This is a genomic window from Streptomyces sp. NPDC020362 (assembly GCF_040642095.1).
Lineage (GTDB): Bacteria > Actinomycetota > Actinomycetes > Streptomycetales > Streptomycetaceae > Streptomyces.
In genome coordinates, this window is sequence record NZ_JBFAET010000058.1 from 20,951 (window position 1) to 47,328 (window position 26,378).

Here is a 26,378-nt window from a genome sequence, read left to right on the forward strand (position 1 = left end):
TTCGCGGGAGGGAGTGGGGTGGTCACCGGTGGCCCACCGGGACGGTGATGTCCGCTGTCTGCTTGGCCGCTGTCTGCTTGGCCGCAGTCTGCTTGGCCGCAGTCTTGTTGGCCGTAGTCTCGTAGGCCGGGTCCGCCTTGGTGAGGGTGCAGACTCCGTCGACACAATTGCGCTCCAGACGGCCGCGGGAGATGGTCTGCGCCAGCCCGACCATCCAGCAGGTGGGGCAGCCACGGAAGGCGATCAGGCCCAGCGGGGCCGCCAGCAGGGTGACCGGGCCGGCGACGGGCACCAGGGCGATCGAGCCGATGATCAGCCCGAAACCGATGACACCGCGCGCCAGATGGCGCGGCACGGACTTGCTGGCGAAGTTGGGCGCCGCGGGCCTCGCAGCGGCGATGCCCTGCGTGCTCTTCGTGGACTTCACGGTGTTCAGGGTGTTCACGGTCGTAACTCTCCTCCGGCTGATTGATCGACTGCTCGATCGGATGCCTGATCGGTCAGTGCCAGTGAGTGACGCAGTGCTGCGCGGGCCCTGTGCAGCCGCGACTTCATCGCGGCGGTGCTCAGACCGAGCGACCGGGCGACGACACTTCCGGGCAGGCCCTGGACGTCCCGCATGATCAGGACCTGCCGCTGATCACGGGGAAGGGAACCGACCGCGGCCGCGATCCGCTCCACCTCCAGCCTGCGCAGCACCGCGTCCTCGGCGGACGGCTCTGCGCTCGCCTCCGGTTCGGCCGCCCTCTCGTCGCTCCGCGAGACGAGCAGCCGTACCTGCCGGAGGCATTCGTTGCGCACGATCCGGAACATCCATGAGGCGAGCGCGCCGGTGGCCCGCAGGGTGCCGATCTTCCGGTACAGGACGATCAGCGCCTCCTGTGCCGCGTCCTCCGCGTCCTGCGGTGACGCGCACAGCGATTTGGCGAACTTGCGCACATGAGGCTGCGATTCCATGACGACGGTGGCGAGCGAGGCGACGTCGCCGTCCTGGGCGGCCTTGATCAGCCGCTCGTCCGGCCAGGGGAAGCGTCGGTTCATGTTTCCTACTCATACCCGGAAGGTGCAACGCGCGCAGGGCACACGGGCCACGCGCGCAGGCACTGGTCAGCTGCTGCTCTTCTTGTAGCGCCTCATCAGGTGCCAGCTGCACGCGGACACGAGCAGCAGGCCGATCACTACGATGCCAACGACCATGACGGTGTTTCCTCCCGATATCCACCGGCCCGCGCGGCCGGTACAGGGATAAGAGACGGGCAGGGCCGAAAAGGATTCACCTCCAGCCGCAGAACTTCCCGAGCGGGTTCACCACCGGGTACCCGGACGGCACCCGGGCCAGGGCCACACCGCCCGGGGCGCGGCGAGCGGGCCCGCCGGGCCACCCGGACGGGGCGATAGTAGCCATGTACGGTATCCGGCATGAGCAAGGCATCCGAAGGGGCGACCCCTGGTTTTCTGGTGTGGCGGCTGTCGACCAAGTGGCGGGTGGCGGTCGACCGGGCGGTGGCACCGCTCGGCCTGACGCACGCCCAGTACTCACTGGTGGCGTCGTTGTACGGCATGCAGCGCTCCGGGGAGCGGCCGAGCCAGCGGCGACTGGCCGACCACACCGGGATGGAGCCGCTGTACGTCTCCAAGCTGGCCCGCAGTCTGGAGTCGGCCGGACTGCTGGAGCGCGCCAGGGATCCGCGCGATCCGCGCGCCGTGCAGCTCGCGCTCACCGAGCGGGGCCGCGAGACCACCCGGCGGGCGATCGGCGTCGTCCAGGGCCTGCTGGCCCAGCTGCTGGAGCCGCTCGGCGGGCTCGACAGCGCACGGACCCGGCAGCTGACCGACGATCTGACGCTGCTGCTCGACACACCTGTGGATCCGGCGGCGGGCGGACCACCGACAGAGTAGTGGAATATTGAACCAACCAGCTCGGTTGTGGCGGCCGAAGGAGGTCACGAGTGGAGACGCAAGTGGAGACCACGTACTACGACCACGGAACCGCCGCCGAGCGCTGGGAGCGCGCGCAGCTGTTCTTCGAGGCCAAGGAGTACGCGGGCGCGGCGCGGGTGCTGGCCGGGCTGATCGAGGAGGTGCCGGAGCAGACCGGACCGCGCCTGCTGCTGGCGCGCGCCTACTATCACTCGGCCCAACTGCACCGCGCCGAGGCGGAGTTGCGGCGCATCGTGGAGCGCGACCCGGTGGAGCACTACGCCCGGCTGATGCTGGGCCGTACGCTCCAGCGGCAGGCACGGCACGAGGAGGCGGAGCAGCATCTGCGGATCGCCTCGGCGCTGGCGGGCGACTTCCCGGAGCTTGCGGAGCGGTAAGGGCGCGTTCGGGGCCCGGTCCGCCGAAGCGTCGTGTCCGGGCCCGCTTCCGCCGTGCGGTGCGTCCGAGCCCGCTTCCGCCGTGCGGTGCGTCCGAGCCCGCTTCCGCCGTGCGGTGCGTCCGAGCCCGCTTCCGCCGTGCGGTGGATCCAGGTCCCGATCCTGCAGTCGCGGCGCGTCCGGGGCCCGGTTCCCCCATGGGGCCGGGCCCTTCGCACGCCTCAGGGCGGCGGGTCCACGGTCCGGTTGACCACCCAGTGGTTCTTGCCCAGGCGGCGGGTGCGGGTGAAGCCCCGGCTCTCGAACATCGCCAGGGTGCCGTTGTGCAGGAAGGACGCCGACACCTTGCCCCCGTCCGTGTCCTGCGGGTAGCTCTCGACGGTGCCGCCGCCCTGCCGGGCGATCTCGCGCAGGGCGCCGTCGAGCGCTGCGCCGGCCACCCCGGAGCGCCGGTGGGCGCGGTGCACGAAGAAACAAGTGATCCGCCAGTCGGGCAGCACCGGGTCCCCGGCCTCGTAGGCCCGGCGGTGCTTGATGCGGGGCAGTTCATCGGTCGGCCCGAACTGGCACCAGCCCACGCAGGCGGTGCCGTCGTACACGAGCGCCGCGTGGGCCCGGCCCTCCCGCACCCGCCGCTCCTTCCCGGACCGGTTCTGCTGCGGGGTCGTCGTCCGGCCGACCCCCTCCTCGTGGAAGGCCATGCACCAGCAGCCGCCCCACACACCTTCGTGTTCCTCCACCAGCCGGGCGAAGTCCGGCCAGGTGGCCGTGGACAGGGGCTGTACCGCGAACCTCATCGGAGTCCTCCCGGGGTCACAGCGTGGTCACCGCGCGCAGGATCACGAACCGGGTGACGGCCGGGTTCGCCGACGACATCGCGGAGACCACGGCGCCGGCGGCGGCGCCCCGGACGGCGAGGCCGGCCGGGGTGAAAGGCCGACGGCCACGGTCCGGCCGGGCAGTGCGGCCAGGGCGCGCCGGGCCCGGCGGGAGACGCGGCAGTGGCGCCACACGGTGCGGGCGCAGGCGGCGACCACGACGAGGGCGGGGATCGCGGCGCGGCCCACGACCTCGTCGTACGGGACGGCGGCCCGTACCTCGGCGTCGGACCAGCCGTCCGGAAGAGGGTTGCCGGGCAGCTGGGCGGTGCGCACGACCATCAGCAGGGCCAGGCAGAGCGTGCTGCACCCGGCCATGACCACGGCGACCGCGGTGAGCAGCCGGGTGGCGGTGTGCGGATGCGGATGCCCCTCGGCGACCCGGGCGACCGGCCAGGCCGACAACGTCAGTACCAGCGGCAGGAAGACGAAGACCCCCATGGGCGGTCAGTCTTCCGTACCGCCGCCGTCGGTGTGTGCCGTCCTCCCGTTGTTCACCGCGCCGGGCCCGGCGGCGTCGAGCAGGGCCCGCAGCACCTGTTCGTCGCCGGGCGGCAGGGCGGTGACGAAGCTGGCCAGGACGGCCTCGCGGTCCCGCTCGCCGTCCAGCAGGCGGCGCATGCGCAGGGCGGCGAGCCGGGCCACGTCGGCGGTGGGGGTCCACAGGAAGGAGCGGCCCTGCCGTTCGCGGGCGACGACGTCCTTGGCGAGCAGCCGGGTGAGGATGGTGACGACGGTGGTGTAGGCGAGGTCGCCGCCGAGGCGTTCCTGCACCCAGGCCGCGGTGACCGGCCCGTCCGCCTCGCGCAGCGCGCCGAGGACCTGGCCCTCGAGTTCGCCCTGGCCGCGCCGCCGGGCCCGGCCGCCGTCCCGCACCATGACTCCCCTTTTGTGTGGCTCGGTTCGCCTCCGGGGCGCCGCAGTCGGTCTCGAGAGCTCGTGCTCAGCCCTTCGGGCCTCCGCGCGTCCGGGCTCTGGCCTCCGACGCGCCCCTTCGGCTCACCCGTCGCTCGGCGTCGCCCCGTCCGATTACGTTACTTCACGCCGGCTGCTCTCCCGTAGGTGCGGCGCCCGCGCCGGTGTGCGATCTCGCCGAGGGCGACGTCCACGGCGATGAAGGCGGCGAGGGGGATGCCGAGCAGCGGCACGAAATGGCCGAGTACCCCGATCGCCACCTGGGCCGGGACGAGAAGGTACGGCGGCACCTGCGCCCAGGCGCCGCGCGGGATCGGGCGGCCGAAGGCGTTGCCGCGGCCGCGCTGCCACCACATGCGGCAGCCCCACACGATCAGCAGGATCAGGGCGAGGGCGAGCAGGGCGAGGGCCGTCTGGCTGACGATCCCGATCAGGACGCCGGTGTGCAGGTCGATGCCCCGGCGGGTGAGCTTGGCGAGCAGCGGGTAGGCGGCGAACCGCAGCTCGTCGGTGACCTTGCCGGTGGCTGGGTCGACGGCGACGGAGTCCTGCTTCTCCGGCCAGCTGCGCCGGACCTGTTGGACGGCGTAGGCGCTGTGCGCGTCGGCGGGCCTCTACGGGGACTGGGGCCGACAGCGTGGGTGGTCCAGTAGTCGGAGCGCGAAGGGCCCGAGTTCCCCGGTGTGTTGGTGGGCCGTGCCACAGGGAGCGGCATGCGGGCATGGCATGCTGACGCGATGGCACCTCCCAGTGATCGCGCATCTCTCGTCGAGCGGGTCGAGGAACTCCTCGCTGCCGGCGGCCCCTTGCCCATCGCCGCGGCCGGCCTGCCGGTGCTGCGCGAGGGCACCGAACCGTACGAGGGTCAGCTCGGTCCATCGCTGCTGGACCGCTTCGTGGAGGCCCTGCGCGCCACCATGCACGCGGCCCCGGGCGTGGGCCTGGCCGCGCCGCAGGTCGGCGTACCGCTGCGGATCGCGGTCATCGAGGACCCGGCGCCCGTGCCGGAGGAGGTGGCACTGGCCCGGGGCCGGGTGCCGCAGCCCTTCCGCGTCCTGGTGAACCCGTCGTACGAGCCGGTGGGCACGGCCCGGGCCGCGTTCTTCGAGGGCTGCCTGAGCGTGCCGGGCTGGCAGGCGGTCGTGGCCCGGCACGCCGAGGTGCGGCTGCGCGGCGAGGACGAACGGGGTCGCGCCCTGGACGAGGTGTTCACCGGCTGGCCGGCCCGTATCGTGCAGCACGAGACGGATCACCTGGACGGCCTGCTCTACCTCGACCGCGCCGAGCTGCGTTCCCTGTCCACGAACGAGGCGGTGGCCGCCCGCTGGGGGCAGCCGACCCCTCGGGCGGCGGCCGAGGCGCTGGGCTTCGAACTGCCCTGAGCCGGTGGGTCAGTTGTCCCGGTAGGCCTCCATCAGCCGCAGCCACACCTCGCTCAGCGTCGGATACGACGGGACCGCGTGCCACAGGCGGCCGATCGGGACGCGGCCCGCGACCGCCACGGTCGCGGAGTGGATCAGTTCGCCGACGCCGGGGCCGACGAAGGTGACGCCGCGCAGGATCTCCTCCTCCAGGTCGACCACCATCCGGGCGCGGCCCTTGTAGCCGTCGCCGTACAGGCCGGCCCCGGCGACCGAGGAGAACTCGACGTCCACGGCACGCACCCGGTGGCCGGCCTGTTCCGCCTCGGCGAGGGAGAGACCGACGGCGGCGGCCTCGGGGGCGGTGAAGACGACCTGCGGTACGGCGTAGTGGTCGGCCGTGGCCGCGTGTGCCCCCCAGGGCTCGTCCAGGACGGTGCCGGCTCCGGCGCGGGCGGCGATGGCGGCACCCGCGATGCGGGCCTGGTACTTGCCCTGGTGGGTGAGGAGCGCACGGTGATTGACGTCGCCGACCGCGTACAGCCAGTCGGTGCCGGTGACGCGCAGGCTGTCGTCGGCCTCCAGCCAGGAGCCCGGTTCCAGGCCGACGGTGTCGAGGCCGATGTCGTCGGTGTGCGGGACGCGGCCGGTGGCGAAGAGGATCTCGTCGCCCTCCAGGCGGTCGCCCGAGGCGGTGACCACCGCGACGGTGCCGTTCTCTCGGGTGACGGATTCGACGGAGGTGCCGGTGCGGACGTCGACGCCCGCCTCGGTGAGGGCCTCGGCGACCAGTTCCCCGGCGAACGGCTCCATGCGGTTGAGCAGGCCCTTGCCCCTGACCAGCAGGGTCACCTGCGAGCCGAGGGCCTGCCAGGCGGTGGCCATCTCGGTGGCGACGACACCGCCGCCCACGACGATCAGCCGGCCGGGGGCCGCCTTGCCGCTGGTGGCCTCACGGCTGGTCCAGGGCCTGACCTCGGCCAGGCCCGGCAGGTCGGGCAGTTGGGCGCGGGTGCCGGTGCTGACGGCCACGGCATGTCGGGCGGTGAGTGTCGTCACGGTGCCGTCGGGGGCGGTCACGGTGACCGTGCGGGGCCCGGCGAGGCGGCCGTGGCCCCGGTGCAGGTCGGCGCCGATGCCGTCGAGCCAGCGGACCTGGCCGTCGTCCTTCCAGTTCGCGGTGAAGTAGTCCCGGCGGGCCAGGACGGCGGGGGTGTCGAGGGGTCCCTGCACGTCCTGGCCGAGGCCGGGCAGCCGTCGGGCGTCCGACTGGGCGATGACCGGTCTGAGCAGCGCCTTGCTCGGCATGCAGGCCCAGTACGAGCACTCGCCGCCGACCAGTTCGCTCTCCACGACCGCGGTGGTGAGGCCGGCCGCGCGGGTGCGGTCGGCGACGTTCTCCCCCACGGGCCCGGCCCCGAGCACCACGACGTCGTACGCAATGGATTCCGTTTCCGTCATGGGGTCAGTCTGGTGGGTGGTTGGCGCGGGGGCCACACGGGTACGCGCGCCGGATACGACCGTGCATGCTCCGAGCGAGCACGGAATAGGCGACCGGGGTGCCGTGTTTCCGCCGAGGGCACAACCCCCACACCAGGAAGAGGGAATCACGCCATGAGCACTGTGGAGCTCACCAAGGAGAACTTCGACCAGACGGTCACCGACAACGAGTTCGTTCTCATCGACTTCTGGGCGTCCTGGTGCGGGCCGTGCCGTCAGTTCGCGCCGGTCTACGAGAAGGCCGCCACGGACAACCCCGACCTGGTGTTCGGCAAGATCGACACCGAGGCCCAGCCCGAGCTGGCCCAGGCCTTCGGTATCCAGTCGATCCCGACGCTGATGATCGTCCGCGACCAGGTCGCGATCTTCGCCCAGCCGGGTGCCCTCCCCGAGGCGGCTCTCGCGGACGTCATCGGCCAGGCCCGGAAGCTGGACATGGACGAGGTCCGCAAGAGCATCGCCGCCCAGCAGGCGAAGGGCGAGTAGCGCTCCGGTCAGCGCCACGGGACCTGGACGGGGTAGGCGCCACGTCGCCGCGTACGGTCGTCCGGCGCAGCTCGGTGAAGGCCTCCGGGTCGGCCTCGACGCCGGAGCGGGCTCCGGTGCCGGACGCGGCGACGCCACCGAAGGGTGCGACGGCCTCGTCGTCGACCCTCTGGTCGTAGATGTGGACGTTGCCGGTCGGGATGCGTCGGCGAGGTCGAGGCCGCGTGCGGTGTCCCGTGGGACGGTGCCGGGGGGACAGGCCGCAGGCGCTGCCCGCCGCGAGCGCGGCCGCCTCGTCGGCGCCGGCCCGTGGACCGTGGTGCGCGGATAGCGGTACGCGGATAGCGGTACGCGGGTCGGGTTTCAGGACGACCGCGTTGCCGAGTGCGAGAGCCTGTGCGCCCGGCGGACGGCGAGGACCAGCGGGACGCTGGAGGGCGCGATCACCCCGACCGCTCCGCCCGGGACCCGGCGGGTGTACGGCAGCCGGGGCGCCTCGCCGGGCAGCGCCCCGGAACCCTGACCGCCGCCGCGGTCCGCTTCAGCTGGAGTCGCGCCGGACGAGCGATGCGCCCAGCACCTTGCGCACCTCGGGCTCGCCGCCGGGGTCGCGCACCGCGCGGTCGACCAGTTCCGCGAGATCGCGGCCGGAGGGCAGCTCGATGTGGACGGTACTGAGCCGGGGCCTCAGCAGCCGGCCGAGCATCAGGTCGTCGGCACCGACGAGGGCCACGTCCTGGGGGATGCGCACCCCTTCGTCCTGCAGGGCGCGCATCAGCAGCATCGCGTACTCGTCGTTGTAGGCGAACACCGCGTCGAGGCCCAACTCCGGCCAGCGGGCGGCCAGTTCAGCGGCACCCTGCTCCGTGTAGGCGAGCGGCAGCTCGGTCACGGCCGCCTCCGTGCCGGCGAGGGCCTGGCGCACGCCCGCGAGCCGGGGCCGGGAGAACACCTCCAGGCCCGGCTCCTCGGGGACGACCACACCGATACGGCGCCGGCCGCGGTCCCGGAGATGAACTCCGGCGCAGTGACCGACGGCGCCGTGGTCCGTCAGCAGGGCGTGCGCGCCGTCGACGCACTCGGGGCCGAGGGTCACCACGGCCCGGGCGCCGGCCCGCTTGAGGACCTCGACGCCCTGCGGGCCGAGTCCGGTGCCGGGCACCAGGACGGCCACGGGGCGCAGTTCGGCCCAGGCACGGGCGGCTTCGTCACCCTGGAGGCCGACCGCGCCGTACTGCACGACCGTGTAGTCGAGGCGGCCGAGGGCCGATTGGAGTTCGTCGAGGAAGCGGTTGTAGAGGGGGCCCACCGGGATCGCGGGGGCGGGCATCAGGACCATCCGGCTGTGCCCGGCGCGCAGGCTGCGGGCGGCCGCGTGGGGCACGTACCCCAGTTCCCGCGCGGCTTCGCGGACGCGGCGGCGCGTCGGCTCACTGATCCGTACGGCGCTGGTGTTGTTGAGGACGTAGGAGACGGTCGCACGCGAGACGCCGGCCAGCCGGGCCACATCGGCGCTCGTGGGCACGGAGCGCGCCGAGGGCGCAGCGGACGGGGGCGGTTTCGGTATCTGCACCATGACAGACCGCATCTTGGCAGAGAGGCCGGAGCGGGGGGCGGGCGGGGGAACGTCTTTCATTTCCGAACCATCGCCCCGCGCGTCCGCACCGGCGCATCCGCGGCCGAACACGGAGGCCAGGCCCACGGACGCCGGACGCGGGGCGGTCACGCACACCACTGGAGCGCACCCGTCCGCCGCAGGCACGCCGTCACGAACATGCTCGTCACGAACACCGACCTGACGAACTTGTTCGTAACGAACATGTTCGTTACGATCGGAGCATGACAGCAACTCCCCGCTCCCGCCGCGAACGCCCCGCCAAGCCCGCGCTCACCCGGGAGGGCATCGTCGGCGCGGCCGTCGCGATCCTGCGGGCCGAAGGGCTCCGGAAGGTGACCATGCGGCGGCTGGCGCAGGAGCTCGACACGGGTCCGGCCTCGCTGTACGTCTACGTCCGCAACACCGACGAACTGCACGCGGCCGTCCTGGACGAGCTGCTCGGCACGGTCGGACCCGCCCCCGCCGGCGGCACCTGGCGGGAGCGGCTGGAGCAGGTGCTCACCGCCTGCACCCGGATGCTCCTGGAACATCCGAGCCTCGCCCGCTCGGCACTGACCGCCCGGCCGAGCGGCCCCCACTACCTGAACCTGATCGAGACGCTGCTCGCCCTGCTCGACGAGGGCGGCATCCCGCGCGAGCAGGCGGCCTGGGGCGTGGACCTGCTGCTCCAGCACGCCACCGCGACCGCCGCCGAACACGCCGGGGAGGAGTCCCCGGGCGACTGGCAGGCGGTGCAGCGCGCCCTGCACGACGCGCCCGAGGACACCCACCCGCACATCGCCGCGAGCGCCGGCGCCCTGCTGTCGGGCGCCCCCGAGGCCCGGCTGTCCTGGGCCTTCCAGGCGCTGGTCAACGGCATCGAGCGGACCGCCGTACCCGACTGACACCTCTCTTCCGGAGGCCACCATGACCACCCCTTCCACCCCCCTCCCCCACCACCCCGTCGCCATAGTGGGCGCCGGACTGGGCGGGCTGACGCTCGCCCGGGTGCTGCACGTGCACGGCATCGCAGCCGCCGTGTTCGACCTGGACGCCTCGCCGTCCGCGCGTACACAGGGCGGCATGCTCGACATCCATGACGACTCCGGCCAGGAGGCGTTGCGCGCGGCCGGACTGCACGAGGAGTTCATGGCGCGGGTCCTCCCGGGCGGCCAGGCCCTGCGGGTCCTCGGCCAGGACGGCGCCGTCCGTCTGGAGGAGAGCGACGACGGCACCGGTGGGCGCCCCGAGATCGACCGTGGCGACCTGCGCGACCTGCTGCTCGGCTCCCTGCCCGAGGGCACCGTTCGCTGGGGCGCCAAGGTGAGCGGCGCACGTCCGCTCGGCGACGGACGGCACGAGGTGACGCTCGCGGACGGCAGCGCCTTCACCGCCGGCCTGCTGGTCGGCGCGGACGGCGCCTGGTCGCGCGTCCGCCCCCTGCTCTCCTGCGCCGAGCCGGCCTACACCGGCATCTCGTTCGTCGAGGCGGATCTGCTGGACGCCGACCGGCGCCACCCTGACGCCGCCCGGGTGGTGGGCGACGGGATGCTGTTCGCACTGGGTGCGGGCCGGGGATTCCTCGGGCACCGCGAGAGCGACGGCAGCCTGCACGTCTACGCCGCCGTCGAGGTGCCGGAGGAGTGGCTGGACGGCATCGACTTCGCCGACACCGAGGCGGCCAGGACGGCGCTGCTGAAGGAGTTCGACGGCTGGGACGAGAATCTGAAGGCGCTGGTCACGGACGCGGACGGGGCTCTGGTGCCGCGCCGGATCCATGCCCTGCCGGTCGGGCACTGCTGGGACCGGGTCCCCGGGGTCACCCTGCTCGGCGACGCCGCGCACCTGATGTCGCCGTTCGCGGGCGAGGGCGCCAACCTCGCACTGCTCGACGGTGCCGAACTGGGCCTCGCGCTGGCCGCGCACCCCGGGGACACCGAGGCCGCACTGGCCGCCTACGAGGAGAAGCTGTTCCCGCGCAGCGAGACGTCCGCGGCGGAGTCCGCGCACAACGGCGCGATGCTGTTTCGGGCCGACGCCCCGCAGGGACTGGTCGACATGTTCACCGGCGGCGAGGGCTGAACGGGCCCGGCGGCCGTTCCTGCAAAGAGGCCGACGACGCACTGTCCCGCACACTCACACCTGTCGGCCCGGTGCCCGTCACCTGGGCGGCTCGGTGCCCCTCACCGGCGGCCCGGTGCCCGTCACCCGGGTGACCAGGTCGATCCAGCCGGCCTCCAGCCGCTGCATGGGCATCCCGCACTGCCGGGCCAGATGGTTGATCAGCGCGGGGTCGAGATACGCCATCAGCGTCTGGGAGAGGAGTTCACAGTCGGCCGTGGGCACGATCTGCCGCAGGAGCATCGCGACATGCGTGCGCAGTGCCTGGACGGAGGGGTGGGAGAAGCGCCGGTTCGGCTCCGACTGGGCTGCCAGTTGCAGGTCCAGCTGCTCGGCCGAGCGGTAGAGCACCGCCACACCGAACGCGCACAGCCGCTCCAGGGGCGGCGCCCCGGGCCCCAGCGGCGGCGGCCCGCCGAGGAAGTCGGCCTGCAGCTGCCGCGCCGAGTGGTCGAGCAGGGCCATCAGCAGCCCGGTGCGGTCGCCGAAGCGGCGGAACACCGTCCCCTTGCCCACCTGGGCCGCCGCGGCCACGGCCTCCATGGTCACCCCGGCCACTCCGTGCTCGGCGATCAGCCGGGCGGCGGCCTCCAGCAGGCGAGCCCGGTTGCGGGCCGCGTCGGCGCGCAGGCACGGCTCGTCGGGACCCTGCTCGACCTGCAGCAACTGGGACGTGTCGACGGATTCCTGAGGCTTCGGGAAGGGTGGCAGGGCGCTGGACATGACGACAGCGTAAAGCATCGGGAAGAAAACTGGACCGCGGTCCGGTTAGCCTGGTAGAAATCCAAGCGGACCCCGGTCCGGATCGTGACAGCAATGTTTCAGCCCCTTGGAGTACCGCCATGTCTGTTCGCATCCTTGCGCTCGTCGGCAGCCTTCGCGCCGGTTCGCACAACCGCCAGCTCGCCGAGGCGGCCGTGAAGCTCGCGCCCGAGGGCGCCGAGGTCGTGCTCTTCGAGGGTCTGGCGGAGGTCCCCTTCTACAACGAGGACATCGACGTCGAGGGCAGCGTCCCGGCCGCGGCCGTCCAGCTGCGTGAGGCCGCCCGGGGTGCCGACGCCTTCCTGTTCTTCTCGCCCGAGTACAACGGCACCATCCCCGCCGTCCTGAAGAACGCCATCGACTGGCTGTCGCGCCCCTACGGCGCCGGCGCCTTCGGCGGCAAGCCCGTCGCCGTGATCGGTACCGCCTTCGGCCAGTACGGCGGCGTGTGGGCGCAGGACGACACCCGCAAGGCCGTGGGCATCGCCGGCGGCAAGGTGATCGAGGACATCAAGCTGTCCATCCCCGGCTCCGTGACCCGCTTCGCCGAGACCCACCCGGTCGACGACGCCGAGGTCGCCGCACAGCTGACCGAGGTCGTCGCCCGTCTGCACGGCAACGTGGGCGTGACCGCGGCCGCCTGAGCCGTACGCACCAGGAAGAGGCCGGAGTATGCTCCGGCCCCTTTCGTTCCGCTCGGCCGGGCGGAACGAAAGGGGCCGGTCAGCCGCTCCACCGCCGGGGCCGCGAACCGCTCGGTCCACCCGTGGACCGCGCCGGGCCGCGGGGCGAGGACGACCGTGTCGATGCCCAGCCCGGCGCAGCCCTCGATGTCCCGCAGGAAGGCGTCGAGGTCGCCCGCGGTCGCGTGCTCGCCCGTGTACACGAAGGTCTTGCGGATCGTGTCGTAGTCCCGTTCCACCGCCGCGCAGCAGTCGAGCTTGTGCCGCAGCGCAGCGTCTCCTCCAGGCACTCGAAGCGCTCGACGAGCGGCGGACAGGGCACGCCGAGTCCGCGGTGCCCACGGTCGTACCAGGCGGCCCCTCCGTCCCGGACGCGCGTCACCGGACCCATGCCGTGCAGCACTCGCAGAGTCCGGGGCATGCGCGGGGCGCCTTGGCCGGCCGCGACGGCTGCCGGCCCGGTGACGGTCAGCCCCCGTGCACCGCCACACCCAGGGTCACCCTCCGTGCTCCGCCGCCTTCTTGATCGCCTCCCGGATGCGGGCGTAGGTGCCGCAGCGGCAGATGTTCTCGATGGTGTCGATGTCGGCGTCCGTCGGGCGGGGAGTGCGTTCCAGGAGAGCCGCCGCCGCCATGATCTGGCCCGGCTGGCAGAAGCCGCACTGGGCCACGTCGCAGTCCAGCCAGGCCTGTTGGACGGGGTGGAGGGTGTCGCCGTCGGCGAGTCCCTCGATGGTGGTGACCGTGCGGTTCGCGCAGTCGGCGACCGGGACCGTGCAGGGCTGGATCTCGGCGCCGTCGAGATGACTGGTGCAGGCACGGCAGACGCCCACGCCACAGCCGTACTTGGGGCCGGTGACACCGAGCAGGTCGCGCAGGACCCACAGCAGGGGCATGTCGGCGGGGGCCTCCACGGTCACCGGTTCGCCGTTGAGGGTGAAGGAGTACGAGCGCATGGCTGCCTTCGGGTCGGGGGTTCAGAAGGTGAGCGGGAAGGAGCGGGGGACGGTGCCCGTCGCGCGGGCGTAGGCGTTGGCGACCGCTGCGGATGCCGCGGGCACACCCAGTTCGCCGGCGCCGCCCGGCTCCTCGGCCGAGGGCAGGATGTGGGCCTCGAAGACGAGCGGGGCGTGGCGCTGGCGGGCGTAGCGGAAGTCGGCATAGCTGCCCTCGCGGACGGCGCCCCGGTCGATGTGCAGGCCCGCCTGCACAACGACGGAGATCCCGTCGATCGCGGTGCCCATCAACTGGGCCTCCAGGCCACGGGGGTTGACGGCGACACCCACGTCGGCCGCCATCACCACCTTGGTCACCCGCGGGCTCTTCGGGTCCCTGGTGTCGATCTCGGCCAGGCAGGCCACGCAGGAGCCGTACTCCTCGTGCACGGCGACCCCCTGGGCAGTGCCCTCGGACATGGACCGCCCCCAGTGGCCCGCGGCCGCGACCTTGTCGAGGACGGCCCGGACCCTCTTGTTCCGCAGGGTCGTGCGGCGGAAGGCGACCGGGTCCCGGCGAAGGCTGCGGGCGATCTCGTCCACGACGATCTCCTCGGCCGTCCGCACCGTCCCGGAGTCCACCGACCGCCAGGCGCCGAGCGGCAGGGCCAGGCCGATACCGCCCGAACCGCCGGACACCCGGCCGAAGTTGTACAGGCCCGAGTCACTGGGCAGGGGGCCGGACCGGGTCCGCACCCCGCCCTGCGCCGACGGGCCCGTGCCGTCGTACGACTCCGCCACCGAGGCCGTCACCTGTTCGAAGGCGACCACCCGGCCCCCGGCCACACTGGCCCGGACCCGGTGGTGGCTCGCCGGGCGCATCCGGCCGTGACGGATGTCGTCGCTGCGGCTCCACATCAGCTTCACCGGGCGGCGGGCCGCCTTGGAGACCAGCGCCGCCTCGATCGCCGCGTCGTAGTTCAGACGCCGGCCGAACGAGCCCCCGCCGCGCACGACATGGACCCGGACCGCCGCCGCGCGCAGACCGACCGCCGCGGCGACCGCGTCCCGCGCGTCCATGGGGGTCTGGGAGGAGAACCACAGCTCCGCACGGTCGGCGCGGACGTCGGCCACCGCGGTGAGCACCTCCATCGGGGCATGGCTGACGAAGGCGAACGCGAACTCGCCCGACACCGGGGTGGATCCGTGGGGCGGGGTGCCGAGCCGGGGCACGGCGGCCTTGAGCCGAGCACGGATCTGCGCGTCCGACAGGGCGGCGAGCGGTCCCGGCGCCCAGGTCAGGCGCAACGCATCCCGGGCACGGAAGGCCTGGTGGAAGGTGTCCGCCACGACGGCCACCCCGCCGGGCACCCGGACGACCGCATGGACGCCCGGCAGGGCGCGCGCGGCCCGGTCGTCGACCGAGACCAGCCTGCCCCGGATCGTCGGCGGTCGGGCCACCACCGTGGGCTTCGCCCCGGCCACCGCCAGGTCCCCGGCGTACTTCGCCCGCCCGGTGACGATGTCCCGGGCGTCGATCCTGGTCGTCGGCCGTCCGATCACCCGGTGCCGGGAGGCCGGCTTGGGCCGGTCCGGGACGGCGGTGCGGCGGATGCGGGCCGCATGTCCGGTCAGCGAGCCGAAGGTGGCCGTGCGCCCGTCGGGAGCGACGACCATGGTGTCGCGGGTGCGCAACGACCAGGCGGGCAGCCGCCATTGGCGGGCGGCTGCGGTCACCAGCCTGGCTCGGGCCGTGGCGGCGAGCTGCCGGGCCGGGTCGTAGAGCGAGCTGACCGAACTCGACCCGCCGGTGTACTGGTTGCCCTTGCTGCGCGCGTCGGCGAGCGGGATGCGCACGTCGGCGAGGCGGGCGTCCAGCTCCTCGGCGACCATCATGGCGACCGCGGTGGTGATGCCCTGGCCGACCTCGGCCCGGGGCAGCCGGACGACGACCTGGTTGGCCGCCGTGACCTCCAGGACCAGCATCTCCTCGTCGGTGCCGGTGACCAGGACGTCGGAGCCGGTGCGGGCGGCCGGCTCGGCGCCCTGTGCGGGTGAGGAGGTGCAGGCGAGGGGTGCGGCGACCGTCAGGGTGGTCGCGGCGACCGAATACACCATGAACCGGCGCCGGGACAGCCCGGCGGAGGACGAGGGCTCGGTGCGGCCCAACGGGGGCTCGGTGCGGTCCAAACGAGGGCTCCTGTCGGCGCGGGGGCGGGCAGGGCACGGCACGGGAGGGGGCACGTGTCCCGGTACGGATCGCTCGACAGGTAGGAGGGGCCGGGCCGCGCACCGGTTGCCTGCCGGCTGCGGACCGCTGTCCCTGCGCACTGCCCTGCACGGCCGACCCGAGGTCCGGTTGCAGGGCATTCGGGGCAGAGTAGCCTGGATCTGACCGCCCCTTCCTGATCCTGGAGGTAGGCGATGTTTCTCCGACTACTGCGGCGTCGCAGTCCGCGGCGGCTCGTCCTTCTCGGCAACGGCCGCCTGATTCGGGGCTTCAGCGGCGGCATGTACGACGGCCACGGCTACCAGTCCTGACCCCGCCGCGGATCGCATGGGACCTGCCGCGGTGTGCCGCGGCAGGCCGATCTTGGAGGATGCGCGGTGGCAGAGGACACCGAGGCCCTGGTGGTCATGAGGCGGATCCTGTCACCGCACTGCCGTGTCGTCAGGATGTCCGGCGGAGCGATGATCGCGGACTGGAAGCGAACCCGATTTCTCGGCATGACGACGTCGGACATCCAGAAGTTCGCCGACGGAGACGCCGAAGAACGCGCCGAACTCGTCAGCGCCCTCGTCCATGCCGGATGTGCAACGCCCCGCCGGAAGGTGTACACGAACGCCGAGGTCGGGCTCTGGCTGCGCGGAGTCCACCTGCTGATCCGGACCCTCGGCTTCGGGCGCGTCCTTCGACTCCTCTCCTTGGCGGCTCCGGACTACACCCGTGCGGATTCCCCCGACACCGAGGACGTCGCACGGCTGAAACGAGCAGTGCAATCGCACAGCGGCAGCAGCTGGTTCGTCAACGACGACTGCAAGGCCGAAGCTGTGACGGCCTTCGTCCTGCTGCGGCGGTGCGGCCTGCAGGCCACGCTGCACGTCGGCGTGCGCGAGCACCCGTTCGCCCTGCACGCCTGGACGTCGGCGGCGGGGCTGAGCATCCCCGACGCCGAGCCGCGAGGGCACGCGTTCACCCCGGTTCTCTCCATCGACCGCGGAGGACGCTGACGTGGAAGCGGTCCGCCTCGAGTGGGCCGGGGGCGCGCCGAGGCTGCGGGCGGCGGAGGACATGGCCGGCCGGGGACTCGTCACGACGGTCGCCTCGCCGGCCGGCACCGCAGCGGTCGTCGGCTGGGTCGGCTCGGTCAGTGACCGTGTGGCGGGCGCGCACGGCCTCCTCGACGCCTTCGGCCGACCGGGAGCCGCACGACGCCTGCCGAACGGCGACTACGCGGCCGTCCTCGTGTGCCGCGACCGCATCCTGCTGATGAGGGACGCGCACGCGCGCATCCCCCTGTTCTTCAGGGCGTCCGGGGGCCGGGTGAGCGCGGTGAGCACATCGGCACGCAGTCTCGGCGGCGGCGCGGAGCTGGAACGCCGCTACTTCTGCCGGTACCTGACCGGGAACATGGCACAACCGCACTCGGAACTCACCCCGTACGCCGGGGTGCACCGGATCCTCGGCGGCGAGGTGGTGGAGCTCTCCCTCACCGGGCAGTTGCGCGGGCGTGTGTCGCGAGACATGTCCGACGCCCGCGGCCCCTTGCCGCCGTCGGCGGACGGAACCCGCCCCGGCACGGCGGCGAAAGACCTGCGCCGCGCACTGGAGAACGCCGTCGGTCGCCGCATGGGCACGATGACGGCATGCCACGTCTCCGGCGGTGTCGACTCCACCAGCGTCGCGTTGCTCGCAGCACAGATGCCGGCCACGGCACACGGCCGCTCTGACGGCAGAGACCTCGTCCTGCTCTCCGGACGCTTCGGCAGCGGGGAGCTGGCCGGGGAACGGCCGTACCTCGACGAGGCGATGGAGGCGATCCGCCGGCACGCACCCGCGGCCCGCCCGGTGATCGTCGATGCCGGCGACGTGGCCGACTTCGACGACTTCCGCCACCATGCGGGAGACGCCGACGAACCGCACGCCCACGCCTTCCGCGCCCCGTTCTGGACCAGGCTCCATGCCGCTGCGGCGGACCTGGGCTGCGACACCCTCATCACCGGTTGCGGGGCAGATCCCATCGCGGACGCCAACCCGCTTCACCTGCACCGGCTGGCCCGCACGGGACGGCTGAGGCACATGACCAAGCAGGCACGCGCCTGGGCCGACGGCAGCGAGCGGGGCTTGCGCGACATCGTCTGCGACTACGTGATGAAGCCGGCTCTTCCGCTGACGGCCGAACGGGTCACGGCGCTCACTCGGCCCGGAACGGTGCTCGGCGGTCTCGGCACCTTCGGCCGTCCCCGCTGGCTGCGACCCGGATTCGCGCGGGCGCACGGCTACCGTGAGGCCAGCATCGCCGAGAGCCGCTTCGTGTTCGGGCGCGCGCCGGAACAGTCCCTCTACGACGCAGCCAACTACCTGGCCGCTCCCGACCTGCTGTCCTGGTACCGCGCACGGGAGGACGGATTCTTCCTCTCGCACCCTTTCCTCGACCCCGAGGTCATCACCACGATGCGCCGTCTACCCTCGGAAGCCACGTTCTCTCCCGGCCGTCCGAAGTCGGTTCTGCGCGAGGCCATGGCAGATCTGCTCCCGTCCGGGATCCGCAGCCGGGCGGTCAAGGTCCCCTTCAACCAGCTGTACGCCCGCGGCCTGCACACCCACGGCGACGAACTCATCGGCCTGTGCCGCTCAGCGAGTCATCCACTGGTCGAGGAGATGTTCGACGTCGAGACGTTGTGCCGGGCCGTGAGGGAGGCTCAGCTGGGCATGGGGGACTCATACTCGTGGGACCGCATGAACAGCTCTCTGGCCCTGGTGATGTGGCTGGAGGGGCTGGTCAGCGCTGGCTCTTGATGCCCCACAGCGTCTGTTCGATCGGGCCCGCCAGTACGTCGACGAGACCGTATCGGCCCCGCGCATCGCGGTCTTCACTTTCCGTGGTCACGCGATTCGCCTCGCCCCTTCGCGTGATGGACTCCGAGACTTCCACGCCATGTACACCAAAGCGCCAATAGACGGTGACACAGCGAGCCTTTCTCGTATAGCTGTCGATTGCATTGTTCTCTCGCACGTCGGAACGGTAGACAATGGAGTCGTCACCTTTCCCCAAATCCTTCACCCATTGAGGAAGCTTGGCGCCGCGCCAGGAATATCCGATGGGATCGGATCTCCCCAGGCCGAGTCGATCTTTGCGTGCAAGACTCGCGGTGGCGTAGAACGCCAAATGGTCATACGGCGTGTCAATGGGGAGCTGAATGACCGTTCGAGCGATGGACTCGTCGTTTGCCTCGATCCAGTTCCCGGGGGCAATCCATGGTTGCGCCGCCACCAGCTGGCCGGGCTGGTAGGCCTCTCTGCGGGAGAGCGGGAGCTTCTCCCGGTATTTGCTCCAGTGTTCGGCATCGGCACGCCACTGCGTGTGGAGCCGGTCCCTCCCGCTCAGCGGCGCCTGTTCCCCCATGGCGTGGAACTCGGTGCCGAGCACGTAGAAACCCACATCACTGTGGTTCTCAAGCTTGATGTCGACCGGAACGGCGAACGCCTTGCGGTCCTTGCTCAGCACCGCCTTGCCCACCGTCAGATACACAAGGGGTTTGGCCCCGCGACGGTACGGTTGATAGAGGTTCTGGTAGCTGAAATTGCCGACCCCCAGAACCGTGGAGACGATCAGCGCCGCAGCGACCCGCTTCGGGGCGGGAATCTCGTCCAAGGTCCGCCACACCACGACAACAGCCAATACCGAACCCACCGTGAGCACACCGAACAGCACCGGGTAGCGGACCTTTTCACCATCGCTCCATGTCTGAACCAGGAGCAGGGCGTTCGTCAGCAACGCCACTCCGGCACTGATCAGAGCGACCACTCCGAGGTTGGAAGTCGGCCCCCGGACCCAGTAGTCCACGACCGCGGCAACACCCAAGAACATGATGAGGGCCACCACCATGAGGGCTGCTCCGGTCATACGACCCGTGAAAGTCAGAGCCTCGTTGAAGTCCCGGCGGCCGCACCAGCCCACCGGCACTGCCGTCAGGACCAGGACCAGCAGGACCCCTGCCATTTCCGCCCGTACCCATTTGGATTTCGGCAGCCCCCGCCGCTCCAGCACGGTCGCGCCGGAGCCGCCCTCGGGAGAACTCGTCACACGATCACCTCCTGACGCCGCATAGCGATCCGAGCACCATCGTCCGAGGCGATCCACGCGCCCACCAGCCGCATACCTCCGGTCGGACCAAAAGCCTGTGCGAAAGCTGTACGCGCGTACCCCATGTGACGTTACCGTTCAGTAGACATCGTGCCCCGAGCCCCCGGAGGTGCCCCGCCATGACGCCCGACCGTGCCGCAGGCCTTGTGGAGTCCGTCCGCGCGCTCGCCGACGGGGAGGTGACCTCGCGCGCGCTGGTGGAACAGGCGCTGGCCCGTATCGAGGCCACCCAGCCGACCCTGAACGCCTTCCGGCTCGTACGCGCCGAGGCCGCGCTCGCCGAAGCGGATGCCGCCGACCGGGAGTTGGCCGCCGGATCCCGGCGCCCGCTGCTCGGGGTGCCGGTCGCGGTGAAGGACGACATGGACGTGGCGGGCGAGCCGACCGCGTTCGGCTGTCCCGGCGACTTCCCGCCGGTCGCGACGGACGGCGAGGCGGTACGGCGGCTGCGCGCGGCCGGAGCGGTGATCGTGGGGAAGACGAACACCTGCGAGCTGGGGCAGTGGCCGTTCACGGAGGGTCCGGCGTTCGGGGAGACGCGCAACCCGTGGCACACGGGCCACACCCCCGGCGGCTCCTCCGGGGGCTCGGCCGCGGCGGTGGCCGCCGGTCTGGTGCCCGCCGCGCTCGGCTCGGACGGCGCCGGCTCGGTGCGGATCCCGGCCTCCTGGACCCACCTGATCGGCATCAAACCGCAGCGCGGACGCATCTCTACCTGGCCGCACGGCGAGTCCTTCCACGGCATCACGGTCAACGGCACGCTGGCCCGTACGGTCGCCGACGCGGCCCTGCTGCTGGACGCGGCGAGCGGCAACCACGACCGGGACCCGCACCGGCCTCCGGCTCTGACGGTGTCGGACGCGGTCGGCCGCGATCCGGGCCGGCTGCGCATCGCGCTCTCGCTGAAGCCGCCGTTCACGGCCGTACCCGCCCGCCTGCGCCCGGAGATCCGGGCCCGCATCCTCGAACTCGCCGAGAAACTGGCCGCGTCGGGCCACAGCGTCGAGGAGGCAGACCCGCCCTACGGCCAGATCGGGCTGACCTTCGTGCCACGTGCCACCGCCGGTATCGCCGACCGGGTCCGCGAGGCCCCCGACCCCGCGCTGCTCGACCCGCGTACCCGGGACGCCGCCCGGCTCGGCCGGCTGCTGGGCGGGGCCCCGCTGCGGGTGGCCCGGCGGGCCGAGGCGGTTCTGCACCGGCGGATCGGCGCGTTCTTCGGTTCCTACGACGTGATCCTCGCCCCCACGACGGCCGCTCCCCCGCTCGCGATCGGTGCCCTGAACCGGCTCGGCGGCCTCGCCACCGACCGCGCCATGATCGCCGCCTGCCCGTACGCCTGGCCGTGGAACGTCCTCGGCTGGCCCGGGGTGAACGTGCCCGCGGGCTTCGTCGGCGACGGCCTCCCGGTGGGCGCCCAGCTGCTGGGCCCGGCGAACAGCGAGCCCCTGCTGGTCTCCCTCGCCGCCCAGTTGGAGGCGCAGCTGCACTGGCACGAACTGTGGCCGCCCCGGAAGCCGGACGCGGATTCCAGGGCGGCGTGAACGCGTTCCGCCGTACCCTGTGACCATGGGCGATGCGTCGATGGTCGGACTCATGGGACGGGTGACGGGGACGATCGGGCCGGGCCTGGTCGGCGAGGTGATCGTCAGGGTGCGCGGCGGTGCGGAGCACTTCCTCGCCTACGCGGCCGACGGCACGGCCCGCATCGAGCCCGGCACGATCGTGATGGTGGTGGAGTACCTCCCGCCGAGGACGGTCTACGTCACCACGGCCTACGACAGTTGAGCATGCTCCACCCCAGGTGAGGGGGGTATGCGTCAAGATTGCAACAAGGATTCGTCAGCGCCTTCTCGGGGCGTCGCGCGAGGCGCACACTCCCTTCGTTCGGTGCCGAACGGGCACCATGCAAAGGGGGCGAATGCCGATGATCATCGGCGTCGTTGCGGGGGCGGCCGTCGTTGCCGCCCTTGTTCTGATCGGTCTGTTCAAGTTGATGTGGCGGGTCGCCGAGCCGAACGAGGCGCTCATCATCTCCGGGTCCAAGCACCGCACCGAGGGCCTTGAGGAGGGCATGGGATTCCGCATCGTCACCGGGCGCGGCACGCTGGTGCTGCCCGGTGTGCAGGCGGTGCGCAAGCTCTCCCTCGACCTTAACGAGACCGAGCTGCAGGTGGACTGCGTGACCCATCAGGGCATTCCGCTGAAGGTGCGGGGCGTGGTCATCTTCAAGGTGGGCGACGACTTCGTTTCGGTCGCCAACGCGGCCCGCCGGTTCCTGGACCAGCAGCGGATGATGTCGGAGCGGGTGCACAACGTCTTCGCCGGTCATCTGCGGTCCATCGTGGGCGGGCTGACGGTCGAGGACATGATCCGCGACCGGGAGAAACTGACGGGGCAGACCCGGGCGGCCTGCGGTGCGGAGATGGAGAAGCTCGGCCTGATCGTCGACTCGCTGCAGATCCACGAGATCGAGGACCCGACCGGGTACATCCAGAACCTGGCGATGCCGCACGCGGCGGCCGTGCAGCGGGACGCGCGCATCGCGCAGGCGGAGGCGAACCGTCTCGCCACCGAGGCCGAGCAGCAGTCGTACGCCCGGATGGCGGAGGCCACCCGGGACAGCGAGATCCTGCAGGCCGGCTACCAGGCCGAGCGGGACAAGGCGGGGGCGAAGGCCCGGCAGGCCGGTCCGCTCGCCGATGCGGCCGCCCGGCAGGAGGTCGTCGTCCAGGAGACGCGGGTCGCGGAACTGGAGGCGCACCGCAGGGAGCAGCAGCTCCAGGCGGACGTCCGCAAGCCGGCCGACGCCAAGGCCTACGAGAAGCGGACGCTGGCCGAGGCCGAGCGCGACGCACGGATCTCGGCGGCCGAGGCCAATGCCAAGGAGACGGAGCTCGCGGCCGCGGCCGAGGCGACCCGGGTCAAGACCGCCGCGGGCGCCGAGGCGGAGGCCACCAAGACCCGGGGTTCGGCAACGGCCGCGGCGACCCGGGCCACCGGTGAGGCCGAGGCCGCCGCCGCGCAGGCCAGGGGTCTGGCGGAGGCCGAGGCGACCAAGGCCAAGGGTCTCGCGGAGGCGGAGGCCATCAAGGCCCGCGCCGCCGCCCTCGCCGAGAACCAGGAGGCGGTCGTCGCCCAGCAACTCGCCGAGAACTGGCCGGAGATCGTCCAGGCAGGCGCGTCCGCCTTCGGGAACGTGGACAACATGGTGCTGCTCAACGGCGCCGACGGCATGGCCGAGTTGTTCGCCAAGGCGCTCACCATGGGCGGCACCGGCCTCGGCCTCGCCCGCCAGCTGCTCGCGTCCATGAACCAGAACGGGCAGGCGGGCAGCGGCACTTCACCGTCCCTCAACGGGGCCGTGCCGCCTGCGCCGCAGAAGGTGCCGGTGGAGCCGGAGGACTAGGCGACAGGGCCGGGGCCTCGCCGCGATCCCGGCCGGCCGTCGCCAGCAGCCGGTCGGTCGTGGCCGCGTCCAACGCCGGGTTCGCGGCGGCGGCATGGGCCAGTTCCTCGTCGTCGAGGAGTTCCGCGAGCCGGGGCCGCGGAAGGTTCGGATGGCGTGCCAGCGCGGCCCGTACGTCCGGGTCCGGGTCCCGGGTGAGCCGCTCCACGGTGGTCGGCGCGGTGTCCGGGTCGCGGGCGACCAGCGCGCGGACCTGCGGGTCCTCGTGGTCGGCGAGGGCGGCAAGACCGGCGTGCGGGAAGTTCGGACGGGTGATCAGGTTCTCGCGTTCGGGACCGGTGTACTCGAGGAAACTGCGCAGCAGGAGTGCCGCCGGGGCGTCCGGGTAGTTCTGGGCGAGCAGCACCCGTACGCCAGGATCGTCGTCCTCGGCCAGGCGGGCCACGAGCTCCGCCGGCAGCTCGCGGTCCTCGGCGGCCTCCCGGCGCAGCATCGGATGGCTGGAGAGCACCTTGCGGCGGACGGCTTGGGGGTCCCGGGGCACGGGCAGCACGGAGACGAAACGGAACCCGAACCGGCAGTCCATGGGGACCTCGTAGTCGATCCGCGCCCGCTCCTGCTCGGTCAGCGCGGGGTGGACGGACACGGCCAGCCGCACCTGCGGGTCGGTGTCCGTCGCGAGCGCGTCGCGCTCGGCGGGCCCGAGGTCGGCGTGGTACGCCACCGCTCTGCGCACCTGCGGGTGCGGATCGGCGACGAGGGCGTGACGTTCGGCGGCACCGAGGTCCGCGCGGCGCGCGATCTCCTCCCGTACCCGGGGGTCCGGGTCGGCGGCCAGCAGGACGACCACGTCCGGCGGGAGAGAGGAGTTCCGGGCGATCATCGACTTGTCGTCCTCGCCCGCCGGAGCCGTGAGCACGCTGTCCACGACGGCTCTGCTGAGGGCCTGGTGGAGCAGGGCGTGGGTACGGCCGTGGCTCGGACGGTCGGGCAGCACGCTCTCCACCCAGGCCGGGTTCTCGTACTGCAGGTGCTGCCGCACCCGCTCCCGCACTCTGTCGTCGGGGTCCGCCAGGAGCGCGGCCCTGACGCCGGGGGTCAGCCGGTCCCAGCTGCCGACGCCCCACAGGCGGACCTCCGGGAGCGGGTGCGTGGGCATGGACCGGATCAGTTCCGAGGACATCTGCTGGTAGAAGTAGTGCGAACCCAGCGGTTCCTCGCCGTTGTACGTGCAGATCATCCGGACGACGACGTCGTCGGGCAGCGGCTTCGGCCGGTGGGGAAAACGTATGCGGGGCCCCTCGACGAGGCAGGAGCGGACGATCCAGTCCGGGTCGTCCACCAGCCGTCCCCGCTGGGCCGGATCGACATGGGGGTTCTCGGCGAAGAAGCCGCGCGTACGCCGGTCGGGATGCTCGACCACGGCGTCCACGACGGCCTCGGGCAGGTCCCGGTCCCGGCACAGCACCATCCGTACGGCCAGGGGCGCGTCGGCGAGCAGCCGCAGCAGGACCTCCTCCGATGCGGACGGATTGAGCGCCAGACCGGCGAGCCGACGCGTGGGCAGGTCGGCTTCGTCCCACATCTGATCAGGCGTGGGCATGTCCCGGATTCCCCCCGTATGTGTTTTCTGCCCACCAGTACCCCGAACCGCGAGTCTACGGGCGCCCGTTGCCCCACGCGGCCGGACCACTAGGGTGCCTGCGTGAGCACGTACACCGACGAGAACGTCCCGGGCCGTCAGGGCCCGCACGCCACCACCGAGGCCGACCCGCGCGAGGTCGGCCGGGTGCGTACCGAGTACTCCCCCGCCCACGACGGCGACCCCGACCCCGGCGAGATCGTGTGGACCTGGGTGCCGTTCGAGGAGAACGACGGCCGGGGCAAGGACCGCCCGGTGCTGGTCGTCGCCCGGGAGGCCGCGGGCACCTTCCTCGCCGTCCAGCTGTCCAGCAAGCGGCACGACGACGACCGGGAGTGGGTGGCGATCGGCAGCGGCCCCTGGGACCGGTCGGGCCGTGACTCGTGGGTGGACGTGGACCGCGTGCTGCGGCTGCACGAGGAGGGCATGCGCCGGGAGGCGTGCGCGCTGGACCGGATGCGGTTCAACCTGGTCAGGCAGCGGCTCCACGAGCGCTACGGCTGGACCTGACGGGCACCGCGCAGTGAGCGGAGGTCACGCGCCGACCGGTGCGTCCTGCGCGAACGCCCGCGCGAAGGCCTCCCGGACCGTCGCTCCGGGCGTACGGTCCAGGATCCCGAACACCACGTGTGCGAACGTCCGCTCGAATCGGCCGCCGGGCCCCAGGAGCGCCCGGAAGGCGCCCGCGACCTGGGCCGGGTCGTTCTGGAAGACGCCGCAGCCCCAGGCGCCGAGCACCAGCCGTCGGTAGCCGTGGGCGGCGGCGGTCTCCAGGACCCGCTCGGCCCGTGCCGCCAGCGCGGCGGGCAGGTCGCCGGTGCGCTCCGGCGCCGTACGCCGTACGACGCCCGCGTTGGGCGCCGCCGCCGTCAGGAACCCCACGCCGTACGGGTCGGGCAGCAGCCGGCCCCGGTCGTCGCGGAAGACCGGGACGGCAGGGCTGTGGATCACCCGGTCCGTGTAGAACGGGTCGCGGTGGGCCCGGTGGTGGTCGTAGAAGGCACGGGCCCGGAGCAGGCAGGTGTACAGCGCGGAGGCGCGGCACAGGGCCTCTTCCTGGGCCTGGGCGCCGTTCAGATAGCCGCCGCCCGGGTTTCGGGCCGAGGCGAAGTTCAGGACGGCGACCGGGGCGTCGGCCAGCCGGCGGGCGGCCTCCAGGCTGCTCTCGCCCGTGACCTCGAAGAACGGCTCCTCGTCCGGGTCCGTGGACACCGGCACGGGCTCGGGTCCGTACATCCGTGTGCCGGCCCGGGCGGCCTCGATCGCCGCCGCCAGGGACACCTCACGGCCGTCCGGCGCGCGGTACCCGCCGGCTGCCACGATCCGCTCCGTCTCCGCGGCGATGCCACGCAGGCGCGCGCTCACGGCGCCACCCCCGTGGACGCCCTGATCACGGCCCGCGC

Annotated in this window: 25 protein-coding genes and 4 pseudogenes; 13 read left to right on the forward strand and 16 right to left on the reverse strand. The window is 72.5% G+C overall.

Going from position 1 to position 26,378, the window contains the following annotated elements:
• Positions 1-22: 22 nt before the first annotated feature.
• Complete coding sequence (locus AB0H32_RS21840) at positions 23-427, reverse strand: hypothetical protein (protein WP_361123108.1); 405 nt, start codon at positions 425-427, stop codon at positions 23-25.
• A 14-nt stretch (positions 428-441) separates the two neighbouring features.
• On the reverse strand, positions 442-1,041 hold the full coding sequence (locus tag AB0H32_RS21845; protein ID WP_361123042.1) for an RNA polymerase sigma factor: 600 nt from the start codon (positions 1,039-1,041) through the stop codon (positions 442-444).
• A 378-nt stretch (positions 1,042-1,419) separates the two neighbouring features.
• On the opposite strand from AB0H32_RS21845, the gene AB0H32_RS21850 reads away from it, so the two are divergent.
• Entirely contained in the window at positions 1,420-1,899 is a 480-nt protein-coding gene (locus AB0H32_RS21850; protein ID WP_361123045.1) for a MarR family transcriptional regulator, read from the forward strand.
• 62 nt (positions 1,900-1,961) lie between these two features.
• The gene (locus AB0H32_RS21855; RefSeq protein ID WP_361123111.1) at positions 1,962-2,318 is read left to right on the forward strand and encodes a tetratricopeptide repeat protein; all 357 of its coding nucleotides are present in this window, start codon (positions 1,962-1,964) and stop codon (positions 2,316-2,318) included.
• 221 nt (positions 2,319-2,539) lie between these two features.
• On the opposite strand, the gene AB0H32_RS21860 is transcribed toward AB0H32_RS21855, so the two are convergent.
• From AB0H32_RS21860 to AB0H32_RS21875, 4 genes and pseudogenes are all read right to left on the reverse strand, one after another.
• Positions 2,540-3,115 carry a GNAT family N-acetyltransferase gene (locus AB0H32_RS21860; protein WP_361123048.1) on the reverse strand — a complete coding sequence of 192 codons (576 nt, stop codon included), beginning with the start codon at positions 3,113-3,115 and terminating at the stop codon, positions 2,540-2,542.
• Between the two features lie 141 nt (positions 3,116-3,256).
• Positions 3,257-3,637: pseudogene (locus tag AB0H32_RS21865) on the reverse strand (M56 family peptidase); the annotation flags it as partial.
• Positions 3,638-3,643: 6 nt separating this feature from the next.
• Entirely contained in the window at positions 3,644-4,075 is a 432-nt protein-coding gene (locus AB0H32_RS21870) for a BlaI/MecI/CopY family transcriptional regulator (RefSeq protein WP_361123051.1), read from the reverse strand.
• A 155-nt stretch (positions 4,076-4,230) separates the two neighbouring features.
• Positions 4,231-4,722: pseudogene (locus AB0H32_RS21875) on the reverse strand (PepSY domain-containing protein); the annotation flags it as partial.
• 126 nt (positions 4,723-4,848) lie between these two features.
• On the opposite strand from AB0H32_RS21875, the gene AB0H32_RS21880 reads away from it, so the two are divergent.
• Positions 4,849-5,493: a peptide deformylase gene (locus AB0H32_RS21880; RefSeq protein ID WP_361123054.1), complete on the forward strand. Its 645-nt coding sequence runs from the start codon at positions 4,849-4,851 to the stop codon at positions 5,491-5,493.
• Between the two features lie 9 nt (positions 5,494-5,502).
• On the opposite strand, the gene AB0H32_RS21885 is transcribed toward AB0H32_RS21880, so the two are convergent.
• On the reverse strand, positions 5,503-6,933 hold the full coding sequence (locus tag AB0H32_RS21885; protein WP_361123057.1) for an NAD(P)/FAD-dependent oxidoreductase: 1,431 nt from the start codon (positions 6,931-6,933) through the stop codon (positions 5,503-5,505).
• 153 nt (positions 6,934-7,086) lie between these two features.
• Between AB0H32_RS21885 and trxA the strand changes: the two genes are divergently transcribed.
• Positions 7,087-7,458, forward strand: coding sequence for a thioredoxin (gene trxA / locus AB0H32_RS21890; protein ID WP_361123060.1), 372 nt, complete (start codon positions 7,087-7,089; stop codon positions 7,456-7,458).
• A gap of 37 nt (positions 7,459-7,495) precedes the next feature.
• Here trxA and AB0H32_RS21895 read toward each other — a convergent pair.
• Positions 7,496-7,965, reverse strand: a pseudogene (locus tag AB0H32_RS21895) (aldehyde dehydrogenase family protein); the annotation flags it as partial.
• 34 nt (positions 7,966-7,999) lie between these two features.
• The gene (locus tag AB0H32_RS21900; RefSeq protein WP_361123063.1) at positions 8,000-9,034 is read right to left on the reverse strand and encodes a LacI family DNA-binding transcriptional regulator; all 1,035 of its coding nucleotides are present in this window, start codon (positions 9,032-9,034) and stop codon (positions 8,000-8,002) included.
• A 263-nt stretch (positions 9,035-9,297) separates the two neighbouring features.
• Here AB0H32_RS21900 and AB0H32_RS21905 point away from each other — a divergent pair, with 263 nt between their 5' ends.
• Positions 9,298-9,960, forward strand: a complete 663-nt coding sequence (locus AB0H32_RS21905) for a TetR/AcrR family transcriptional regulator (protein WP_361123066.1) — start codon at positions 9,298-9,300, stop codon at positions 9,958-9,960.
• 22 nt (positions 9,961-9,982) lie between these two features.
• Positions 9,983-11,137, forward strand: a complete 1,155-nt coding sequence (locus tag AB0H32_RS21910) for an NAD(P)/FAD-dependent oxidoreductase (RefSeq protein ID WP_361123069.1) — start codon at positions 9,983-9,985, stop codon at positions 11,135-11,137.
• 78 nt (positions 11,138-11,215) lie between these two features.
• Here AB0H32_RS21910 and AB0H32_RS21915 read toward each other — a convergent pair whose 3' ends face one another.
• On the reverse strand, positions 11,216-11,917 hold the full coding sequence (locus AB0H32_RS21915; RefSeq protein WP_361123072.1) for a helix-turn-helix domain-containing protein: 702 nt from the start codon (positions 11,915-11,917) through the stop codon (positions 11,216-11,218).
• A 101-nt stretch (positions 11,918-12,018) separates the two neighbouring features.
• Here AB0H32_RS21915 and AB0H32_RS21920 point away from each other — a divergent pair, with 101 nt between their 5' ends.
• Positions 12,019-12,582, forward strand: coding sequence for an NAD(P)H-dependent oxidoreductase (locus AB0H32_RS21920; RefSeq protein WP_361123075.1), 564 nt, complete (start codon positions 12,019-12,021; stop codon positions 12,580-12,582).
• Between the two features lie 80 nt (positions 12,583-12,662).
• Here the strand turns inward: AB0H32_RS21920 and AB0H32_RS21925 are convergent.
• The 3 genes and pseudogenes from AB0H32_RS21925 to AB0H32_RS21935 all read right to left on the reverse strand — a co-directional run.
• Positions 12,663-12,982, reverse strand: a pseudogene (locus tag AB0H32_RS21925) (LLM class F420-dependent oxidoreductase); the annotation flags it as partial.
• Between the two features lie 136 nt (positions 12,983-13,118).
• A complete protein-coding gene (locus AB0H32_RS21930; protein WP_361123078.1) occupies positions 13,119-13,577 on the reverse strand; it encodes a (2Fe-2S)-binding protein in 459 nt (152 codons plus the stop codon).
• Between the two features lie 21 nt (positions 13,578-13,598).
• On the reverse strand, positions 13,599-15,674 hold the full coding sequence (locus AB0H32_RS21935) for a molybdopterin cofactor-binding domain-containing protein (protein WP_361123114.1): 2,076 nt from the start codon (positions 15,672-15,674) through the stop codon (positions 13,599-13,601).
• Positions 15,675-16,163: 489 nt separating this feature from the next.
• Here AB0H32_RS21935 and AB0H32_RS21940 point away from each other — a divergent pair, with 489 nt between their 5' ends.
• Positions 16,164-16,787: a lasso peptide biosynthesis B2 protein gene (locus AB0H32_RS21940; protein ID WP_361123081.1), complete on the forward strand. Its 624-nt coding sequence runs from the start codon at positions 16,164-16,166 to the stop codon at positions 16,785-16,787.
• Between the two features lies 1 nt (position 16,788).
• The gene (locus AB0H32_RS21945) at positions 16,789-18,576 is read left to right on the forward strand and encodes an asparagine synthase-related protein (RefSeq protein WP_361123084.1); all 1,788 of its coding nucleotides are present in this window, start codon (positions 16,789-16,791) and stop codon (positions 18,574-18,576) included.
• On the opposite strand, the gene AB0H32_RS21950 is transcribed toward AB0H32_RS21945, so the two are convergent.
• The gene (locus AB0H32_RS21950) at positions 18,560-19,864 is read right to left on the reverse strand and encodes a hypothetical protein (RefSeq protein ID WP_361123087.1); all 1,305 of its coding nucleotides are present in this window, start codon (positions 19,862-19,864) and stop codon (positions 18,560-18,562) included. The genes AB0H32_RS21945 and AB0H32_RS21950 overlap by 17 nt on opposite strands.
• Before the next feature lie 179 nt (positions 19,865-20,043).
• Between AB0H32_RS21950 and AB0H32_RS21955 the strand changes: the two genes are divergently transcribed.
• The 3 genes from AB0H32_RS21955 (at position 20,044) to AB0H32_RS21965 (ending at position 23,333) form a co-directional block, all read left to right on the forward strand.
• Complete coding sequence (locus AB0H32_RS21955; RefSeq protein WP_361123090.1) at positions 20,044-21,468, forward strand: amidase; 1,425 nt, start codon at positions 20,044-20,046, stop codon at positions 21,466-21,468.
• 25 nt (positions 21,469-21,493) lie between these two features.
• Entirely contained in the window at positions 21,494-21,712 is a 219-nt protein-coding gene (locus AB0H32_RS21960) for a hypothetical protein (RefSeq protein ID WP_361123093.1), read from the forward strand.
• Between the two features lie 133 nt (positions 21,713-21,845).
• A complete protein-coding gene (locus AB0H32_RS21965; RefSeq protein WP_361123096.1) occupies positions 21,846-23,333 on the forward strand; it encodes an SPFH domain-containing protein in 1,488 nt (495 codons plus the stop codon).
• On the opposite strand, the gene AB0H32_RS21970 is transcribed toward AB0H32_RS21965, so the two are convergent.
• The gene (locus AB0H32_RS21970; RefSeq protein WP_361123099.1) at positions 23,278-24,936 is read right to left on the reverse strand and encodes a hypothetical protein; all 1,659 of its coding nucleotides are present in this window, start codon (positions 24,934-24,936) and stop codon (positions 23,278-23,280) included. The two genes, AB0H32_RS21965 and AB0H32_RS21970, sit on opposite strands and share 56 nt — an antisense overlap.
• Before the next feature lie 102 nt (positions 24,937-25,038).
• Here AB0H32_RS21970 and AB0H32_RS21975 point away from each other — a divergent pair, with 102 nt between their 5' ends.
• On the forward strand, positions 25,039-25,485 hold the full coding sequence (locus AB0H32_RS21975) for a type II toxin-antitoxin system PemK/MazF family toxin (protein ID WP_361123102.1): 447 nt from the start codon (positions 25,039-25,041) through the stop codon (positions 25,483-25,485).
• Between the two features lie 24 nt (positions 25,486-25,509).
• On the opposite strand, the gene AB0H32_RS21980 is transcribed toward AB0H32_RS21975, so the two are convergent.
• Positions 25,510-26,378: TIGR02452 family protein (locus AB0H32_RS21980; RefSeq protein ID WP_361123105.1), on the reverse strand; the 869-nt coding region annotated here is incomplete at its 5' end.